Here is a 14,016-nt window from a genome sequence, read left to right as displayed (position 1 = left end):
CGTTAGGATCGGGATCCGTTGATGTCGCATGCACACGTCGATCCAAGCTCTGCAAGCAGGCTGTGGATTGGTGGCCTGCCAAGCAGGCTACACCTGAACGATTAGCCGAGCATCGTGGCCGCGGCCCTTGCCATCGCCACAACCATCACCGGCTCGACGGTCCGCGTCCTCGTATACGGCTGCAAGCGGGAAGGACGCAGCGACAACGGAGAGTTCACGGAACCATCTGCCGGCACCAGTATTATGACAGCACATTGTCAGTTTGACAGGATGCTAGGTCATGGATCAACAAGAGACGTCCGCTACTGTTCGAGACCTCGCCTTGAGCGTGTTCGAGACGAACGGCTACCTCGTGGACACGGGGAACCAACTGGTCCGCCCGGTCGGACTGACGACGGCGTGGTGGCAGGTCCTGGGCGCCTTGGGTTACTCGCCCACGCCGCTTCCCGTGGCCCATATTGCCCGCAACATGGGCCTGACGCGGCAGGCGGTACAGCGCGTGGTCGACCTGCTTATCGAGCGCGGCCTCGTCAGCCAGCAACCCAATCCACATCACCAGCGCGCCAAGCTGATCGTCCTGACCGATGTGGGCCGTGCCGCGCTGGGCGACGCGGAGGCGGCCGTGGCGCCGCTCGATCGGGCGATCCTCGATCGGATCGGCGCCGACCGCCTCGCCACCGCCATCGCGGTGCTCCGCGAAATGAATGACGTGATGATCGAAACCCTGAAGCCGGGCGCCGAACCCGTCAACACATCGACCCGGAAGGACGCGAGATGACCACGCAAATCAATACAGGTGCGTTCGACGCGGACGTCATCATCGTAGGCGGTGGCCCTATCGGGCTGACGACCGCCTGCGCGCTGGCGCATCACGGCGTCGACTGCCTGCTGATCGAACAGCGGCGCGAACCGAAGCCCTATTCGCGCGCCAACAACCTATGGGCGCGCCCGCAGGAACTGCTCGCCAGCATCGGCATCCGCGATGCGATCGCCGAGAAGTCGTACCAAATCCATCAGGTCAACACGCTGCTGAACGGCAGGACGGTCGACCCGGTCGAGATCGCCGACGTGCCGAGCCCCTATGGTCCGGTATTGTATAGTGGGCAGGACGTTATCGAGACGACGCTGGCCGAACAGGCGCTGGCAAAGGGTGGCAGGATTGAGCGCGGGCGCAAACTGACCGGGTTCGTGCAGGATGCGAGCGGCGTGACCATCACTCTTGCCTCTGTCAGCGAGGAGGACGAGGATGAGATCGTCGGGCCGCCGGATACGCTGCGCTGCCGTTATCTGGTCGGCGCCGACGGGGCCAAGAGCTTCGTACGCCACGAACTCGGTCTCGACTTTCAACCGGAGAAATTGCCCAACTGCATGAACCGGCAGGTCGATGCGAAGTTGAGCTGGAGGCGCTCGACGGATTTCGACCACCTCTGGTTCTTTTATTATCCACGCGGCTTTTGCGGCGTCCTCCCGGTGTGGGGCGGCTATCACCGGCTGTTCTTCCTGGCCGACGACACCGGCATTCCCGACCGCGACCCGACGCTGGAAGAAATGCAGGCGATCGCGCGTGAGGTTACGGAGGACGAGACGCTGACGCTGACCGACCCCGTGTGGCTAACGCATAGCCGCTTTCAGCACGGCGCGGCGAAGCACTACGCCGTGGACCGGGTTTTCCTCGTCGGCGATGCCGGGCACCTGTCGCTGCCAGCGGGCGGACAGGGCATGAACGCCGGCTTCCACGATGCGGTCGGTCTCGCATGGCGGCTCGCCATGACTTTGGCGGGGCAGGCAGCCCCGATCGTGCTCGACTCCTATGATGTCGAGCGCGGCGGGGAGCATCGCCGCCTCGACGCTCAGCAGGTTCGCGGTTTCCAAAACAGCGTGTACCGCGGCTCGATCAAGGACCTGGGCATGGACGTCGCCGCCCGCCTGTTGCCCAACATCGGCACACTGATCCAGGGTAGCGCCGATCTGCAGCAGTTGTCGGTTTGCTATCGCGACAGCCCACTCAACGACGACCGTCTCGGCGGCTTGCGCGACCTGCTGCATCGCCATGCGCCGAAGGCGGGTGAGCGGGCGCCCGACGCCGACGTGATCGACGCGGACGGCACTTCGACGACAGTGTTTACGCACCTCTACAATCCCGATGGACAGAGTTGGGGCTGGTCGCTGCTCGCCTTCGATGGCCGCCGGAAGGAAGCCCTGCCCAGGCTGCGTCAGGCCTTTGACGCAGTCGAGGGGTGGAACTGCGTGCGACCCAGGCTCGTGCTGGCGGCGGCAGTGGCGGACGCGGACGACGCAACGACGTTGTCCGACCTGGATGGCGAGGCGCACGCCGCCTATGGAATCGGCGACACCGCCGCGTTGATCCTGGTCCGACCGGACGGTCACATCGCCTTCCGCGGCCGCGCGGACCAGCCCGATCTACTCCGCGCCTACTGTCACAAGGTTTTCGACCTTCACGGCGCGTGACCGGCTGGCAGGTCAGCCACGATGCCTTGTCGATGACGCCTGCCGCGGCTCCGATCGCAGCAGCCGCGGTGATCGCTACGCGACTGACGCGCGGAGGCGGCAAAGCTATCCGACCGCCCATCACGCGGGTGAAACAATTTTGACGGTCGCTCGCAACAACTTGAGGACGGCGTTTAAAGCCGCCCTCGTATGTTTTGCCGCCAGGTCAGAACTTGAAGTTCGCACCTGCACGGAACGTCCGGCCGATCAGACCGGCATAATGCCACGTGGTCAGATAGTTTGGCGAGCTCGCATAGGATGCCGGTGCGATCGGCGCGCGTGCCCCCAGTATATTCCCGACATTACCAAAGAACGAGAAGTCGTCGTTAACCGCAACGGTCGCGTTCAGATCGACATTGATGAAGCTGTTGACGTAGCAGAACCGGTCGACGGGAACGCCAGCTTGCGACGACTTGTAAAGGCTATTGGCACACGACGTGTCGAGGCTGCCCTGGTCGGTTGCGACCGCCTTGATCTTCCCAACATAATACGCAGTGGCTGTCAGCGAGAATTTGCCCGCCTCGATCGTGTTTTGCCAGTTGCCGCGCCAGTTCGGCGTGCCGTTACCAGACGAGAGATCATAGGGTCCCATCGTGCCAGCATATTTCTGAACCCCTTGCGCGGTGTGGCGATCATACTGGATGATGTACGTTGCCTCGACCCGGCTGGTGAAGCGAAGTCCTTCGCCAAGTGGGATACGCGCGCTCGCCGCAAAATCGAGCCCGGAGGTCTTGTCGAAGTTCACGTTGACGAATGGTGCGTTGATGATCAGCAGGCGCGGCAACGCGTTCGGGAAAGCCGGATCGATTCCGTCGACGGTATTGACCGAATAGCCCGGTCCGATGGCGGCTACGGCGGCGGTTGCGGCGGCCAGGTTCGACTGACGGTAGTAGGCGACGATCGCGTCGCCGGCGAGCGGGCCGTTGGCGATCAGGTTCGACTTCTTGACGTTGTAATAGTCAACCGTAGCACTAAACCATGACGTTGGTTCGATGATTATGCCGCCGGTGAAGCTGCGCGAGGTTTCAGGCTTCAGGTCGGGATTGCCGACGAAACCGCGACCGACCGAGTAATTAAGGTTGTAGGGGTTACCGCCCGTTACGCAGGTGTTGGTCGCTGTGGCCGAGCCACCATGGGCGGCGCAGAAGTTACCTGGTGGCTGCGTTGTAACGAAGCCGGCATATTGCGAACGCGGGCCAGATTCGGCGAAGGTGGGGGCACGGAAGCCCTGCGAATAGGTGCCGCGGATCGCGAACTGGCGGATCGGCGTGAATTTCATTCCGATCTTTGGCGAGAACCGGCCAAAGCCTTCCGAATAATGATCGTACCGGCCCGATCCGTTGATCTCGAGGATGTCGAGCACGGGCGCCTGAATCTCGAAGTAACCTGCCGAGACCGTGTGCTTGCCGAACGCCGAAGAGGTTGTGAGACCGTAGGTGTCGAGCTGCTCGTTCTGGTTGTTGTTGACCAGCGATTCACGCCGAACCTGGCCGCCGATGGCGATCATCAGCGGCCCCCCAGGCAGGTCGAACAGTTGCTTAGTGATCGCCGCATCGAGCGAGTACATCTCGGAGTGCGACGGCGTGACCTTGTCCGGTGAAACGAAGTCGCGCACCGCCTGCGAGTTCTGCGACGGATTGACGAAATTATAGGCGCCGGTGTTGATCGCGTTGAGCGTGTTGGCGATGTTCAAATACCCGCGCTGGACGATCTCAAGATTGTCACGAGCGTAAACGCCGTCGACTTTCCAGGTCCAGTCGTCGCCGACCGTGCCGTGCAGACCGCCCGCGAAGCGATACACTTCATTCGTACGATCGCTGCCAGCGTCGATGTCGCCGAACGAATAGTAAATCCGAGCAGCGCCGTTGGCAGGAGTGTTGGCGTTCGCAACGGCGTAGGGGTTGTTGGGGTTGAGCTGGCGGCCGGGGGCCCCGGGGACTGCGCAATTGATGCCCGACGTGCAGATATACACGGGTAGGACGATACCGGGGTTGCTCGATGCCAGCGCCGGCGCTCCGCCATAAGGCTGCGTGTTCCGCAACGCCCGCGGCGCGTTGTTGATGCTGACATAGCTGTTCGAATAACTACCCGTCAGATAGCCCTCGATGTTGTCTGCGAGGCGCACGCTGATGCGTCCGTTGACCGAATATTTACGCTGGAACGGGGCAAGCTGGAAATATTCATCTTCCAGATTGTGCTTGCAGCCGACGCCATTGGCGACACCGGTCTGCGTGAACGTGCCTCTTGCGCAGTCTGCAAGGTTAAGAGTCGTGTAGTTCTGATTAAATAGTGCCGTACCGCCGCTCAGCGGGTTGTTAAGGTCGGATTGCGTCGTGCGCACGACAACGGCGTTCGGCGTTGCGGTCGTCAGCGAGTTGTCGGCACCGTTATTGTCGTTGCCACCAATCGAGGTCAGGTCACGGTTGTTGTACGGAAAGCCACGGCTATGGTTGCTGACGCGACCGTCCTGCTGGAATTCACCGTTCAGATAGACGTTGAATCCCTTGTCGGCATAATCGCCGTACCCGATCGTGAGGTTGGCGCGCTGGCGGGCCGCATCGCCGCGGCTGCTGGCACCAGCTTCGACCGTGCCGGCGATACCCGTAAACTGCTTTTTCAAAATAAGGTTGACCACGCCGCCAATCGCGTCCGCGCCATAGGTCGACGATGCGCCGTCCTTCAGGACCTCGACACGTTCGATCAAGCTGAACGGAATCGAGTTGAGATCGACGTAGGAATTGTGGCCGTCATCGTTGATCGGGAAGTTCGCCGAGCGCAGGCCGTCGACCAGCACCAGGGTCGAGGACACGCCTAGGCCGCGAAGCGACACGGCGACACCGCCGGCCGAAAAGCCGCTTTGGAACCCAACGCCGATCGAACCACCGCTATCGGCAGAGACCGAGCGGATCGCTTCGGCCGCCGTCGTGATACCAGCTTTGGCCAGATTGTCTGCGGTCAGCACCGTGACGGGCGAAGGCGTCTCGGTATTGGTTCGGCGAAACAGCGAGCCGGTAACGACGATGTCCTGCGCCTGATCCGCGACCTGCTCGGTCGACGTATTGGGAGCGTCGGCTGGTATGGTCTGTGCAAAACCAGGGCTGCTCAAACCGAGCAGAAGGGCAAGCGGCGCGGTACCGACGCATAGGCGTGTCGCGTTAGCGCGATTGAACGAGCGCATTTTGAACGAGCGCATTTAAATTTCCCCCCAGTGTCACGATGATCGTTGCCGGCTATGCCGACATCGATCGACGCCCCCCGGCGCCATGTGCAAACCTTACTGTCGAACTTCGGAAACATTGTAAATCGAGCCAAACATTCCGCGAAACTTTATTGCGCAGTGTAACCCAAGTGCAACATGACGCACGTTACACGACAAGTTGCAGGGCACCCTCGACCTATGAGGTAATTTCCAGCTATCAGGAGACAGTTTTGAGAAGGCAACGCTGCGACTTTTTCAACCTATTGCCTAATATGCCAACACCTCACGATGACGGCCTCGCAATGCGTTCGGTAACACAGATGGTGCTTTAAGAATTATCCATCGAATATATAATTTTAGGTATTATTTACGCAGCATCTAGCTGCAAAATTGTCTGGATAACAATGTTCAACGGCCGCACGTTGGCAGTATGTGCATTATTCTGCGCTACCTATTTATTAATCCCAGACAAGAACGCGCAATCGCCCACTCTGATCATCGCATCTGCATGAACAGAGAGAGTGCGTTGCGGGCGCTGTCCGCGAAATAGTCGTAGATTGCGCGTGAAACCTCCGCGATACCGGGCTGGCGGTCGCGGCCGCCTCGCGCGAATATCGCGATTGCCACGCGGCGACCGTCCGGCATGGTGATGAACCCGACATCATTGGTTATGCCGTCGAGCGTACCCGTCTTGTCCTCTACCCGAGTACCCGCAGGCAGCAGTGCACGGATACGGCGAGTACCCGTCTGGCAGCGGCCCATCATTCCGAGCAGGAAGGTGCGACTCTGCGCCGTCAGAACGGAGCCGTTGTCGAGCTTGTTCAACAGCATGACCATGGCGACCGGCGTAGCGACATCCTTGCTGTCGGCAAGATGGCCGGGCTCGCCAAGCAGCTGGGCGATCGTCCGGTCGATCCGCATGCCGGTTATGTTGTGCGACCGCAGCCATGCCTGGATGGCGACGGGGCCGCCGAGAGCGGCAAGCAGCTGGTCGGTTGCGCGGTTGTCGCTGCGGACAAGCATCAGTTCCAGGGCTTTCGCCGCGGGACGCCCAGCGATCATGTCGCTCAGGGTCCGCCGGCCACGATCGACATCGGCGAGGTACGCTGCCGCGATAGCGAGCTTGACCGTGCTCGCCATGGGAAACGGTATGTCGCCCCTGACCGAAACGGTCGAGCCATCCCGCAGGTCGAGGGCAGCGATGCCATAGTCACCGGAACGTCCCGCGACCAGCATGTTCAACACGCGCTCGAGCCCGGCGGGTTCCAGGGCGCTTGCGACTGCCGGTGCGGGGACAAGGAAGCTTGCTGCAATACTAAGGAGAAACAGGCGGGAAAGCCGGGGTGCGCGCATCAATCGTCCTCGAATGTCCGTCAGCGACTGGCTGTAAGCTAAACCGAGAAACCTGAACACTTCGTGTTGCACGCCGGTAATCTGAGGACAACGGCAGATCGCGTGCGGCCGGTAGCGAAGCCGGTCAGGCGCGCTTGCCGCACGGCATGCCGTGGGACGAACGACGCCGGGCGGGTCAATTTTAGGGTTCGGCGTCAGGCTTATGCCTGAAGGACAAAAGCGCCAACGTTATCGGCCTATAACCCGGCTTGGTCGATCATCGTGGCAACCTCGACCGGTAACCCGGACTCCGACTTGGGCAGAAGCCGGCTGAGCGCAGTCTGCACGCGCTTGCGTGCTACCTGATATGCCTTGTGGCGGACCACGCGGGTCGCGTTGGTCCGCCATGATGGGCTTTCACCGAGCAGCGCCTCCCACTTCGCCTCCTCTGCCTCAAGGATGGACAGCGCCAGACGCAGTCCATCCCGCCGCCCGCGTGCATACTCGTCGGACATCGCCGGCTTCTCCATCATCTACGCAACATTGGCCTCGCCCCCGATCCTTGGCAAGCCGGCGCCACCTCGGGTTGCTAGTCCCCCGCTTGTAGACAGTACGATCAGGATCAGACAGTCGCCACGCCCGTACGATATCAGGCGGGTTGCATCACCGACAGCAGGTCATCGACGTCTCCAACGGCAAACGCGGAATATTCGTCGCCGATCGCATATGGCAGCAAGATGCGACGATCCCGGATCAGGCCACCGCAGCTATAGGTCACGTTCGGGACATAGCCCCCGCGTTGCTCCGCGCTCGGGAACAGCAACGGCGACGGTGTGCGGGCGAGCACCTTAGACGGGTCGTCCTTGTCGAGCAGGCATGCACCGATGCAATAGCCCCGGACCATGCCGACGCCGTGCGTGAACACCAGCCAGCCCTCGTCGATCTCGATCGGCGACCCGCAATTGCCGAGTTGCACGAACTCCCAGGGGTATTTCGGCGCCATGATCGGCGTTCCGGTTTCCCACGTATAGAGATCGTCCGATCGCAGCAGCCAGATATTCTCGCTGTCCTGCCGGCCCAGCATCACGAACTGGTTGTCGATCCGTCGCGGGAACAGCGCCATCCCCTTGTACCCGGTCATGGCCCCGGCAAGCGGCCGCATCTCGACCCGGCGCAGATCGACGCCACGCAGCATCTCCTGCCGCGCATTCTTGCCGTCGAACGCGGTGTAGGTGCCGATGACGCTGCCGACACCGTCGTGATCGGTGAAGTTGACGAGGCGCAAATCCTCGATCCCCTGACGCTGACTGGGCAGCACCGGGAAGATGACGGTTTCGGACACGTCCTGACTGTCGTCGCAGACCAGGCGGACCCACGCGTCGTCTTGCCGCTCGATGCGGGGCGGGACGCCGTGGTCGCTGGCTGGGTCGATCACCAGTCGGTCGCCCGGGCCCCATTCGCCGGTACGAAACGTGATCGACGATATATGCCCCTCGCCGATCCCCCGTAGTGACATGACGAAGCGGACCGCGCCCGGCACCGACGGCGCCTCGTCCGTCAACGAAACGATGCTGGGATTGAACAGCGCGGCTGACTCGAACGCATATTCCTGACTGAAATACGCGCCGATCAACAGCTGTTCGTCTTCGTTGAAGTCGCCTTCGCCTATGTCCTTACGCACTTCATGAAAACGGCGGAGCAGGACCTGCTCGACGTTCCGGTGACGCTCCCGCATCGGCGTCAGCAGCAGGTCACGCATCCGCGCCCGCATGGTATCGTCCAGCGCCTGGATGCGATCCACGACGACTTGGGTGCGCGGTGGGTGATCCGCCTCGAACGCTGGCGGATAACCAAAGCTGAACGGCCGGATGACGGTGCGTGAAGGATCGGGCTTCAACTCGACGTCGAGCGTCGTGAAGACATCGGCAGCTTTCATCGGCATCGGCCCTTTGAATATGGTCGCAAACGGGGGTTCACGACACATGTGATAACTATGCCGAGCGGCGCACGATCCCGACAACCATTGCCGCCACCTGCCTATCGATCACATATTCTGCGCCGCCATCGCGGGCCTTCCCTTCGGCTCGGTCAACGCGGCTTTACGAACCGTATCGTGAACCGATCGCTCTCGCCGATCGCGGCGTATTTCGCGCGATCGACGTCCTTCAATCGATACGTTGGCGGCAGCGTCCAGACGCCCTCCGGATGATCATGAGTATCCTTGGGATTGGCGTTGACCCTGGATTCCCCGGCCAGCGTTAAACCCGCCCCCTGCGCCAGCCGGACTACCGTCGATCGCTTGATATAACCGCTCGTCTTCTCGCGCGTCGTGTCCATATCCTCCGGCAGACGATGATCGACCACGCCTAACACGCCGCCCGGCTTGAGCGCCGCGTAGAATGCCTTGAACACGCGGCCTGCCACGGCAGGATCGTCCTGCATCAGCAAATTGTGGACGTTGCGGAACGTAAGCAGCACGTCCGCGCTGCCGGCCGGGACGGTCGATGCTCCGGTCTTGAAGTCGATCGTCGCGACCTGCGTCGTGCCGTACGCCGCGGCCTTCTCGGCGAATGCCTTGCGGGTGCGCTCCGCCTGCGTCGTCGGCACCAGTGCGACATATCGCCCACGGCCCTTTACCAGCGGCGCGAGGATCTCGGCATACCAGCCGCCGGCGGGCAGGAACTCGATCACCGTCTGCGTCGGCTTTACGCCGAAATAGGCCAGCGTCTCCGCGGGGTGGCGATAGCGATCGCGCGCCCGGTTCGCAGGCGTCCGCGTCGGCGACGAGAGGACGGCAGCGATGTCCTTCGAGGGAGCGAACGACTGTGCGACCACCCCCGTGGCCCCGAATGTCGCGAGGCAGGTCAAGGCCGTGAGCAGTCGGTTCATGTCGTCACTCTCCCTGTGGCATCTTTCGTCCACCATGCACCGCGCAAGCCGCGCGTACAATCTCAACTGAAAGTGTCCGACGATGCGATCAAGCGCCTCGAGCATCGGTCGTGAAAGGAACGATGCCACCCGTGGCGGAACCAGCCGTCGAAGGTGAGCGCTGTAGCCAGGAAGCCGGCGTCGCCGGCCATGATGAGGTACCAGCATGACGGAAGCGACTTGGGGCGACGACGCAAAGACGCCGGACATCGACTGGCGGATGAGCGCCGCGTTGGAGAACGTCCCGCGCGGGGACGAGGATTTAACCGAGGTCACCAGCCTGGAGCGCGCAGTCCGTGACTGGAAGGCCCTCGATACGGAGCATCGCAACGCTGCCGTGCTAACCCCGGAACGCCCGTTGCAGATCGATGGCGCATCGCATGCGTCCCTTAGCGGCGACGGTATAGCCGCGCTGGCCGAGCGGCTGCCCAGCGCGAACGACGAGGGCTGAGGCATGGAGCCCGCGAGCGTTCGCTTCGACCTCGGCGAGTATGAGTGGCTCGCGGAGCGGAATGGCATCCTGTTCCTCGGGCACACCGACCTCGGCGTCGTCGAGTTCCTGATCACCAGCGAGGCCTTGGTCGAACTTACCGACCAGGATGTAGAGGGAATTGACCGCGAGACCGCGATCGAGACCTATGCGGAATTCGAATCCGACATCCACCGCATCGCGCGGCGGGAGTTCGTCAGTCGGCTGGGCGGAGAGCCCCCTATCCTGCTCTCGGCAGCCGACGTTGCGACGTGAGCCTCAGACGCCCAACGCTGCGCGCGATGGGAGAACGACACTGACCGCCACACTTACGATCGTCGGCGAACACATACGCGACATCCCATCGTTTTACGCCGAGATCAATCGGGTCTTCATGGCAACAGAGGACTGGGAGCTTGGCGAAAGCCTCGATGCGCTGGATGACATGCTACGCGGCGGTTACGGTGCCATCCGTGGGCGCGAACCCGTCAGGCTTGTCTGGCAGGATATCGACCTTGCTCGTGCAAGCCTCGGATTTGCCGCAACGTATCAGTTCCTGAAGACAAAGCTGGAACTACCTGACCGGTATGACCTCAAGCGGATTACCCGCCTGCTAGCCGCGCTGAAAGAAGGCACGGGCCAGACTTATTTCGAGATAATCCTCGAGATTATCGCTAGTCATCCAAACATAGAACTCGTTGTTGCATAACGACATTCATTGCTGTTCGATTCATTCGAACCGAAGACTGCTTCCCGTCCAAATGCGGGAAACCAACAACTACCAACAACACGCGATTTGTCAGGATGCGCGTTGGTTTGCTTAGTCAAACAGCCGACACGCTTATATAGTAGTCTCGCCAGTCAGATATGGGTCGACTGGCACCGATTCTGGAACAGATACTAGCGGGCCTGCCCGCACTGCGGCAGTCGCAAGCCACACGTCGCCGCCCTCCGTGCGCCGCCTAGAGCCGTCGCCACGCGTAGCCACGCGCCCATAGACAGGACGCTCGCGATCGGCGGGCGAGCCGGCGAACATCGCGGCGATGTTGCCGTAGGTGCTGGGGTCGCGACCGTCGAGGCTGAGCCGATCGTTGAGGTAACAGGCGGTCGCCCATGCCGCCTCGGGACTGGGCGTCATCGCGATGATCCGCTTTCCCCAATACATACGCAGGTTGTTGTGCATCCAACCCTCAGCCAGGAATTGGCGCTGACAGGCATTCCACGTCTCGTCCCGCGTCTCGCCCCTCAGCATGGCGGCCAGCGTCTCGTGATCGGGACGGGGATCGCCGGCATGATCGGCCAGCGTCTGCCGCGCCCAGCTCGCAATCCGGTCGTACCGCTCGGGCACGTCCAGATGCCGCGCCTGATAATGGAACCATTCGCGCCAGCCGAGAAGCTCGTCGGCGAACTTCCTCTTGTGCTGTTCGCCAGCGGCCGCGCCGTTCACCGCAGCCATGACTTCGCGAGGACCAAGGACGCCAAAGTGCAGATAGGGCGACAGGCCGCTAGCGCCCTCGGCACGCGTCGCGTCGTTCCGGATGGACGCGTAGCCAGGCAGCACTTCCGCGACCAGACGGGCGAGCCGCTCTTTCGCCGCCCTCCGGCCCGCCGGATGCAGCGAGCTTACCGGCAGAGAATGGTCGATGTTGAGGCCGGCGATCAGGATGTCCAGATCGTCTTCGTCGAGCGTGTCGGGCGTGAACGGCAGCTCACTGGCGTAGGGCTCGATCTCCGCGACGTCTTCGTCCCAATCCGCCCAGCCGGCGCGCGCCGGCTCGTGGCTGCGCAGGAACGCCGTCCGCCCGCGTACGTCGGCACCGATGATCGAGGGTGGCACCAGGCAGGCGGCATTCACCGCGAAGACGGGCACGTCGACACGCGCGGCCAAGCGCTCGGACTGCCACCGCGCAACGAAGGTCGGCTGGTCCTCCAGCACGACTGCCGCAGCATCAGCGCCCAAGCGGTAGACCAGACCTTTCTCGCGCCGGACGGCCCGGTCGATGTGCCGAACACAGGCCAGCCCGCGCTCGCGGCACCCGTCGGCGAGATCGATGCTCGCACCGATGATGAAGTGGTGCAGTCGGTCCGACGCATACGGATAGTCCTCGCGAACGCCGTGGTAGACCAACACCGGCAGCCGCAGTGCGTTGCCGAAACGGACGGCTGCATCGATGACCGGGTTGTCGTACGCGCGCAGTGCCTGCTGAAGCCAGCACAGGACATAGCGGCCTTCCGCAACTGGCATCCGGTCGTTCAACGGGCGCATGCGCGGCGCCTGCTGCCAGTCGGAAAGGCCGTCTGGTAGGATGAATGGATCGGTCATAGGTTCAGATCGCACCGCTGCATTTACTGACGCTACCATACCCGATGTCGCCATGTCGGTTGAGGCAATATCCCTCTGATCGTGCAGACCTTCGTCCCAAAGCTTCCATCGATGCCGTCACCTCCGAAAGCCCCCTGATGCCCCGCGCAGCGTCACCGGCTTTGTCTCTTGTCTGTATTTCGATCACGAGCAACGTCAGGATGCCGGCAGCGCGTCGAGCGTTTCCGTAACGCGGCTGCGCAGCACCGGGTCGCGCGTGATCTCCAGCATCGCGCCTAAACTGCCCCTAGCCGCGGCGATCTCATGGTCGACGAGTTCGAGCCGGGCGCGCTCCCACCATGCGTGCGGATAGGCCGGCGCCATCGTCGTCATGCGGACGTAAAGCTCAAGCGCGCGGCGTCCCCTGCCCGCCTGCTCGGCGCGCGACGCCTGGTTCTGAAGGAGGCGGACGAGAACGGCGCGGTTTGGCATTGCCGCGACGTGGGTCACCGCCCGGCCGGGACCGGTGGCCGCTTCGACCAGCGCGGCCAGCCGCTCGACGCCGACCCGGACGCCCCCCGCGAACGGATCGACGATCACCGGCGCGGCCTCTGCGCCGACCATGACGAGGACGTGACCGGGTACGTCGAGCACGTTGGCGCTCCAGCCGAGCCGCCGCGCCATCGCGACCCAGAGAATGGCTAAGCTGACCGGCAGCCCGCGGCGACGCGCGAGAACGCTGATGAGGTCGGCGTTGGCGGGATCGTCGTAAGTCTCGGCGTCGCCCGCTAACCCGAATTCGCCGGCGAGGACCGCCGCCAAGGCATCGGCGCGCTCGGTCGACGTCTCCGCGTCCTGGCCGACCACGTCCAGCCGCATCTCGATCGCGTCGAGCAGGTTGCGGTAGGTCGCGAGATCGGTGCTGGGGTGGTCGAGGTGGGCCAACGCCAATGCGGCTTCGTCGAGGATGATATCCTCTTCGTCGATCAGTCCGAGGCGGTTGAGGTTTTCGTGCGTAGCATCTCAGATGGGGAGCGAAGGCAATCATGGGAACAGGTGGCCGCCCCGCCGTGAAATTGCGTCCGTTGCCGTCTTCGACCGCCGCCCCAGCATCGCTGGGGCGCCACCGCAAGTTCGGCCTAGATCCGAAGCGTATCCCGGCCTTGAAACAGGTTCGGATGGTCGAACAGTCGGAGATGCGGATTGGGAAGTACATCCGGCGCGCCAGCTTGCTGTAACGATCGCGACGACTTAGCGTGCGAAGAATGACCACAAGGG

General features: G+C 62.6%; 12 protein-coding genes. 5 read left to right on the top strand and 7 right to left on the bottom strand.

Features of this window, described 5'->3' with window-relative positions:
* Positions 1-280 precede the first annotated feature (280 nt).
* Positions 281-778, top strand: a complete 498-nt coding sequence (locus U1707_RS00460) for a MarR family winged helix-turn-helix transcriptional regulator (protein ID WP_332798204.1) — start codon at positions 281-283, stop codon at positions 776-778.
* Positions 775-2,469: an FAD-dependent oxidoreductase gene (locus tag U1707_RS00455; protein ID WP_332798203.1), complete on the top strand. Its 1,695-nt coding sequence runs from the start codon at positions 775-777 to the stop codon at positions 2,467-2,469. Before U1707_RS00460 ends, U1707_RS00455 begins: the two co-directional genes overlap by 4 nt.
* Before the next feature lie 205 nt (positions 2,470-2,674).
* On the opposite strand, the gene U1707_RS00450 is transcribed toward U1707_RS00455, so the two are convergent.
* The 5 genes from U1707_RS00450 to U1707_RS00430 all read right to left on the bottom strand — a co-directional run bounded on the left by U1707_RS00450 (position 2,675) and on the right by U1707_RS00430 (position 9,928).
* Positions 2,675-5,701, bottom strand: coding sequence for a TonB-dependent receptor domain-containing protein (locus U1707_RS00450; protein ID WP_443025625.1), 3,027 nt, complete (start codon positions 5,699-5,701; stop codon positions 2,675-2,677).
* Positions 5,702-6,202: 501 nt separating this feature from the next.
* Positions 6,203-7,060 carry a serine hydrolase gene (locus U1707_RS00445; protein ID WP_332798202.1) on the bottom strand — a complete coding sequence of 286 codons (858 nt, stop codon included), beginning with the start codon at positions 7,058-7,060 and terminating at the stop codon, positions 6,203-6,205.
* Between the two features lie 236 nt (positions 7,061-7,296).
* Positions 7,297-7,554, bottom strand: coding sequence for a hypothetical protein (locus tag U1707_RS00440; protein WP_332798201.1), 258 nt, complete (start codon positions 7,552-7,554; stop codon positions 7,297-7,299).
* 134 nt (positions 7,555-7,688) lie between these two features.
* Positions 7,689-8,975: a glycoside hydrolase family 130 protein gene (locus tag U1707_RS00435; protein ID WP_332798200.1), complete on the bottom strand. Its 1,287-nt coding sequence runs from the start codon at positions 8,973-8,975 to the stop codon at positions 7,689-7,691.
* Between the two features lie 152 nt (positions 8,976-9,127).
* On the bottom strand, positions 9,128-9,928 hold the full coding sequence (locus tag U1707_RS00430) for a class I SAM-dependent methyltransferase (RefSeq protein ID WP_332798199.1): 801 nt from the start codon (positions 9,926-9,928) through the stop codon (positions 9,128-9,130).
* Between the two features lie 205 nt (positions 9,929-10,133).
* Here U1707_RS00430 and U1707_RS00425 point away from each other — a divergent pair, with 205 nt between their 5' ends.
* The 3 genes from U1707_RS00425 to U1707_RS18995 are packed head-to-tail and all read left to right on the top strand — an operon-like array spanning position 10,134 to position 11,145.
* Positions 10,134-10,418, top strand: coding sequence for a hypothetical protein (locus U1707_RS00425; protein ID WP_332798198.1), 285 nt, complete (start codon positions 10,134-10,136; stop codon positions 10,416-10,418).
* 3 nt (positions 10,419-10,421) lie between these two features.
* Positions 10,422-10,712 carry a DUF1488 family protein gene (locus tag U1707_RS00420; RefSeq protein WP_332798197.1) on the top strand — a complete coding sequence of 97 codons (291 nt, stop codon included), beginning with the start codon at positions 10,422-10,424 and terminating at the stop codon, positions 10,710-10,712.
* Complete coding sequence (locus tag U1707_RS18995; RefSeq protein WP_443025624.1) at positions 10,606-11,145, top strand: barstar family protein; 540 nt, start codon at positions 10,606-10,608, stop codon at positions 11,143-11,145. Before U1707_RS00420 ends, U1707_RS18995 begins: the two co-directional genes overlap by 107 nt.
* A 132-nt stretch (positions 11,146-11,277) precedes the next feature.
* Here the strand turns inward: U1707_RS18995 and U1707_RS00410 are convergent, their stop codons facing one another.
* Positions 11,278-12,759: a deoxyribodipyrimidine photo-lyase gene (locus tag U1707_RS00410; RefSeq protein WP_332798195.1), complete on the bottom strand. Its 1,482-nt coding sequence runs from the start codon at positions 12,757-12,759 to the stop codon at positions 11,278-11,280.
* A 195-nt stretch (positions 12,760-12,954) separates the two neighbouring features.
* On the bottom strand, positions 12,955-13,689 hold the full coding sequence (locus tag U1707_RS00405; RefSeq protein WP_332798194.1) for a transglutaminase family protein: 735 nt from the start codon (positions 13,687-13,689) through the stop codon (positions 12,955-12,957).
* Positions 13,690-14,016: the final 327 nt, after the last annotated feature.

Source organism: Sphingomonas sandaracina, from assembly GCF_036663695.1.
Taxonomy (GTDB): Bacteria; Pseudomonadota; Alphaproteobacteria; order Sphingomonadales; family Sphingomonadaceae; genus Sphingomonas.
This window is presented reverse-complemented; position numbering and strand designations above follow the sequence as displayed.

Coding starts and splice junctions, on each gene's coding strand:
- U1707_RS00455 (WP_332798203.1), top strand. CDS start 775: ATGACCACGCAAATCAATACAGGTGCGTTCGACGCGGACGTCATCATC.
- U1707_RS00460 (WP_332798204.1), top strand. CDS start 281: ATGGATCAACAAGAGACGTCCGCTACTGTTCGAGACCTCGCCTTGAGC.
- U1707_RS00420 (WP_332798197.1), top strand. CDS start 10,422: ATGGAGCCCGCGAGCGTTCGCTTCGACCTCGGCGAGTATGAGTGGCTC.
- U1707_RS00410 (WP_332798195.1), bottom strand. CDS start 12,759: ATGACCGATCCATTCATCCTACCAGACGGCCTTTCCGACTGGCAGCAG.
- U1707_RS18995 (WP_443025624.1), top strand. CDS start 10,606: ATGCGGAATTCGAATCCGACATCCACCGCATCGCGCGGCGGGAGTTCG.
- U1707_RS00450 (WP_443025625.1), bottom strand. CDS start 5,701: ATGCGCTCGTTCAAAATGCGCTCGTTCAATCGCGCTAACGCGACACGC.
- U1707_RS00445 (WP_332798202.1), bottom strand. CDS start 7,060: ATGCGCGCACCCCGGCTTTCCCGCCTGTTTCTCCTTAGTATTGCAGCA.
- U1707_RS00425 (WP_332798198.1), top strand. CDS start 10,134: ATGACGGAAGCGACTTGGGGCGACGACGCAAAGACGCCGGACATCGAC.
- U1707_RS00440 (WP_332798201.1), bottom strand. CDS start 7,554: ATGTCCGACGAGTATGCACGCGGGCGGCGGGATGGACTGCGTCTGGCG.
- U1707_RS00430 (WP_332798199.1), bottom strand. CDS start 9,928: ATGAACCGACTGCTCACGGCCTTGACCTGCCTCGCGACATTCGGGGCC.
- U1707_RS00435 (WP_332798200.1), bottom strand. CDS start 8,975: ATGAAAGCTGCCGATGTCTTCACGACGCTCGACGTCGAGTTGAAGCCC.